Origin of the sequence: Bradyrhizobium sp. 17 (assembly GCF_023073515.1) — a bacterium.
Classification (GTDB): domain Bacteria; phylum Pseudomonadota; class Alphaproteobacteria; order Rhizobiales; family Xanthobacteraceae; genus Bradyrhizobium; species Bradyrhizobium canariense_D.
Map to the genome: position 1 here is coordinate 1 of NZ_JADPJQ010000015.1, position 4,348 is coordinate 4,348.

Sequence of the window (4,348 nt, forward strand, 5' to 3'; positions counted from 1 at the left end):
ACCGACTATGCCCGCCGTACGTCACGCCATCGTCGATCTCATCCTTCGGCCGCCGCCCCAGCAGTGCCCACATTGCCGAAAGCAAATCCTTGAAAAACAGCGGCGAAAACACATTCTGCCAAAGTAGTGCTAGATCTGCCGAGGTTGAGTTCTTCGCATTTCGACCCAGGAGGAAGTCGACCTCCACATCATCGGTCAGTTACTGAACCAACACCTAATCGGCTCGGTTCCTATAATTAGCTCGGACAGAGCGGATGGAAAGGAGCGCTGAAATGCAAGGTCTATTTGGCACTTTCGTTCAACCAAGTACGCGAAAAATATCGCTAAGATGATCGATGCAACGCCGGCAAAGTACGGCCACCGTTCGCCACTCATTGAGCACTCCTTACCTGGAGGGTTGGTAATCCTCAACTTGCCTTCGACTTGATCGTAAGCCACCGACGAAATGCAGATGCCGTGTGGGCCTGCGACTCTCTCAGGCCGCGCCCGCAATATTGACGCCAGCGCCCCAGATGCGTGAGGCTCGACGATTACATCACCAATATTGACGCCCATGCGGCCTCTCCAAGGTCATTCCTTCTATGCACACATTTTGCTGCGGTGAAGCGTAGCGGACTGAATTTCCTCAGGTTGAGTTCTTCGCATGTTGGCCCAACTCGGACGTCGTAGAACCGACGATTGTCGAAGCGGCGACTTAAGAACTGTGTGAACTTCGTCAGTAACCCTGACCAACGCGAGCTGCGAAAATCTGCTACTCATTGGAATATGGGATGTGCCCTACGGGGAGGCAACGGTGACGAACTCGGAAGTCTCCAACGAGCCGCCGGACAACCAGTATCCGACCGCAATTTAAAGAACCGCCTCCGAGCCGCGATTGCAGTTTATTGGCGGGGCGCTCGCCTCGATTGCTGCCGGATCGCGTAACCCGAGCGGCAAAAGAAGCTCAAGCCATCCTGGCTCGCTATGTCGAGCCCGGCCCGAGGGACTGCGAGAAGACGATCAATGACCTGCTGGCCGTTCTTGACGATGAGTGGCTTCTACAGGCGATGGAGGAGGAAGATGAGCGACAATCTCGCAAAACGGGATCAGCGCGACCGTAGCAAGATCAACATGCATGAAGACGTTGAGGTCAAGTATTGGACCAAGCAGCTTGTTGCCCCGAAGACGAGCTGCAGAAGGTCGTCGACAAGGTAGGCAATTCGGTCGCCGCGGTTCGCAGAACTGGCGGCGTAACCGAGGCGCGCGGTATGCTTGCGATCTATGGAGCAGGGCCCGCGCGCTTTTTCATGCAATGACCAACTGTCCCATCTGCTTCGGCATCGGCTTTGTCTGTGAGAACCACCCGGACCGGGCCCTGGAGCGCAGAACTTGGCTGTCAATGTGGTGCTGGTGATCCTTGTGCCTGCAATAGGTCGCCAGACATTGACGCGGGAATTGAAGAGCCGGATGCCAGCCATATCATCGAAGACGATGGCACGCCCCGCCACGAGTGCGCTGACGGAAGCATCGCTGCGTCCGGATGTCCTGTTACCAAACGGGCGGACATCAAGAGCCGAGGGCTAAGCTATGTTGTCCGAGGCTAGTGTCTGCCGCGCGGCCTTTCCTTGTGCGATAATTCCTTCCAGCCGCGATATGTTCTCAAGCAAACGCTGGCTGGTCAGCACAAGACAGTAATAGCCGAATTGTGGATTCTGAAAAAAATCTCGAGCAGTTTTTCATAAGTAATGGTCATCACTTGCCCGTCTTCGATGCATTCGACGGTAGCGGTTCTCCGCTGATTGGGAGTAAGGAAACCGAGTTCGCCCATGAGACGTCCCGGCGGAAGCTCGACGCTGATTTCCTTGACCAAAAACGTTCCTGTGACCGTTAGAAACATCTCGGAAGCTGCATCATTCTTCTTGAACAATTTTTCTCCGCGGCGATATCTGCGCTCAGTCATGAACGGTTTGAGCAATTCCAATGAGGTATCTCCTTCCGTCGCAATACGTGCTCTTTTGATCAGATTGAGTATTTGGCGGAGGCGGATTGCATTGATCGGCAGCAATAGCAGATAGAGGATGAAAGTCCCGACATTTCCCGAGAGCGCGCCGTAGGCAACGAAGAACATACAGCCGAGCATGTTCGCAACGCGCAGTGGCACGATTGTATGCATCGGCAAGGTAGCGACAAGAAAGATGGCGCCAACCAGGGCGAGCATATTGGCAAGCGTCATGTTGGCCAGCACAATTTCCAGCAGCCGGTCCAGTAGTGTGTCGTAGGTGATGTTGTTCGGATCGAGACCCATCTGAACCAGAATCTTTGCGATCCTGAGATTGTCCGCCGCTGTATCAAGAAAGCGGTCTGATATCGAAGCTGCACTGTTGGATCCCATCGGATCATCCTCCGCGCAAGCGGTCGGCATTCGTCCGGTATCCCGGATACTAGTAATTAAAGTCGGATAGAAGCTCCCTGAAAATAGCGGTCGGAAATTTCATCAAGACATGTATTGCTGCGGACGATCGAAAAGTGTTGTCGCCCGCGGGACTTTTGCTCAGCTTAGCCCCGGCCCCGGGACGCACCGTGTGAAACTGTTCACTATCGGTCTTGTAAATCCTACAAAGGTTCATCGGATCGGGTGCTCGACAAGGTCAGCATGGCTGCATTTCTCGCGTAAGGCTTGTTGCGTTTGGTCCGCAGTTGGCACTTAGCCGGAGGTCGATTGAGCTTTGCCTTGCCGGGGCCCTGGTCCAGGATGTCAGGCCGCCAACTAGTCCGTCCCTCGCTCGCTGACACAGCGAGAAAATTACCCCTCATGATTTACGCTAAGTGGTCCGGCGGAGCCGATCAATTTAGCACTGCGGCCGCTGACGAACGCGGTCCGGGTGTCGCGTTGCTCTACCTAGATTGAGGTCCGAGCAACAAATCTCGTTTGAGTCTCATAGACATGAAGCGCGGGGCTGCGCAATACTATGGCGGAATCGGGTAGCGACATTGGACGAGAAAATAGCGAAAGAAAGGGCCGAGCTAATTCGCCACTGGACAGTCGCGTTCGCAAATCGGGCGGATTGGAAGCGTTTTCACAAATTCCGAAAATTATGTCGATTGTAAATGGCCAGTTGAGCTTCCTCCAAGAATTCCGTTGGATATCTGCTGCGCTCATTTCACAATGAATTGGGTTACATGGCGGGTTACGGCGGCCTGTGCCGGAGCTAATTTCCGGACGCAATCCTTCATTAGCGACCCTCGACCGAGGATTGGCTCGCTGCAATATCAGACGGTCCATATAGAACACACGGTGCCGGTATGTGTTTTGGCCGCTCAACTCCGAAAGAAACCACCCTCAGGTGGCTTCGACGCATTGTCGTGGTTGTTGAAACATTTCGTCGCTACTGCGTTTCGGAAAGGGGATGACAAGAAGTATCTAAAGGGAGTTCACAGAACTACCGATGCGTTCGACAACGGCGAACGTCCATTCATGCGATACAAGCAGCTACTTGATGATGGTGGGGTGGTGTGGAACGTTTTCGATCACCAGATGGTCGACAAAGAGTTTAATTTTGTCCTGCATTTGGAGGTTGTTATCCGGCTTTTGGAGCACGTGATCGCTGAGAAGAGCTTTATCAGAGCAATTGAACGCCGCGCATTAAGTGCATGGGTTATCTGCCCCTATGTGGAGCGCTTTGGGGGCCTCACCTATCTCACCTCGGAAAACCTCACCGCGTGAGCTCAGATGACTGTGCCCGGGTGTGCCGATTGCAAGAATCAGTGCTCCGGCTTCCTAGATTTTTGATCGGTTTACATAGGCAGACCGCTGCTGGCGTGTCGCCCCTACGGAAGGAAAAACAATGTCGGTTAATAAGGCCAAAGACACTTCGCCTAGAACGCCGAAAGCCGAGAACAAGGTTGTCGAAGCCAAGCCGGAGTCTTCGACCAAGACTGAAAACAAACCGGACGCTACACCGAAAAGGCAAGATATGGGCGAGGGTCAGAAGGCAGTATCCAAAGCCTATAAGGACAATTGGAACGAAATTTTTGGGAAGAAGAAAAAGCGATAGGACGTCTCTGCTGCATGGGGGAACTGTGCAGCCGCAGCAGTTTTATTGTCGGGTTTTTGAACGCATTCCAACGTGAAGGCCCGGCATTGCTGCCGGGCCTCTCTTACGGTTGAGCTCGGCACCGTTGACTTAGAAATCCATACCACCCATGCCGCCGCCCGAAGGCATTGCCGAACCGGCGCCGCCCTTCTTGGGCAGCTCGGCGACCATGGCTTCCGTGGTGATCAGCAGGGCCGCAACCGAAGCTGCGTTCTGGATCGCCACACGCACCACCTTGGTCGGGTCGATGATGCCCTTCGAGATCAGGTTGACGT

4 protein-coding genes and 2 pseudogenes are annotated in these 4,348 nt (G+C 54.0%); 3 read left to right on the plus strand and 3 right to left on the minus strand.

Annotation, left to right across the window (positions count from 1 at the left end):
* Window positions 1–187 (minus strand): hypothetical protein (locus tag IVB13_RS03240; RefSeq protein WP_247487707.1); only part of this gene is annotated, 187 nt, incomplete at its 3' end.
* 872 nt (window positions 188–1,059) lie between these two features.
* Between IVB13_RS03240 and IVB13_RS03245 the strand changes: the two are divergent.
* A pseudogene (locus IVB13_RS03245) lies at window positions 1,060–1,295 on the plus strand (DUF3606 domain-containing protein).
* Window positions 1,296–1,657: 362 nt separating this feature from the next.
* On the opposite strand, the gene IVB13_RS03250 reads toward IVB13_RS03245, so the two are convergent.
* Window positions 1,658–2,401: a cyclic nucleotide-binding domain-containing protein gene (locus IVB13_RS03250; RefSeq protein WP_247487701.1), complete on the minus strand. Its 744-nt coding sequence runs from the start codon at window positions 2,399–2,401 to the stop codon at window positions 1,658–1,660.
* An 888-nt stretch (window positions 2,402–3,289) separates the two neighbouring features.
* Here IVB13_RS03250 and IVB13_RS03255 point away from each other — a divergent pair.
* Window positions 3,290–3,703 (plus strand): hypothetical protein, encoded by a 414-nt coding sequence (locus tag IVB13_RS03255; RefSeq protein ID WP_247487703.1) that lies wholly within the window; start codon window positions 3,290–3,292, stop codon window positions 3,701–3,703.
* 121 nt (window positions 3,704–3,824) lie between these two features.
* Window positions 3,825–4,034 (plus strand): hypothetical protein, encoded by a 210-nt coding sequence (locus IVB13_RS03260; RefSeq protein WP_247487705.1) that lies wholly within the window; start codon window positions 3,825–3,827, stop codon window positions 4,032–4,034.
* Between the two features lie 129 nt (window positions 4,035–4,163).
* On the opposite strand, the pseudogene groEL reads toward IVB13_RS03260, so the two are convergent.
* Window positions 4,164–4,348 (minus strand): annotated as a pseudogene (gene groEL, locus IVB13_RS03265) (chaperonin GroEL); the annotation flags it as partial.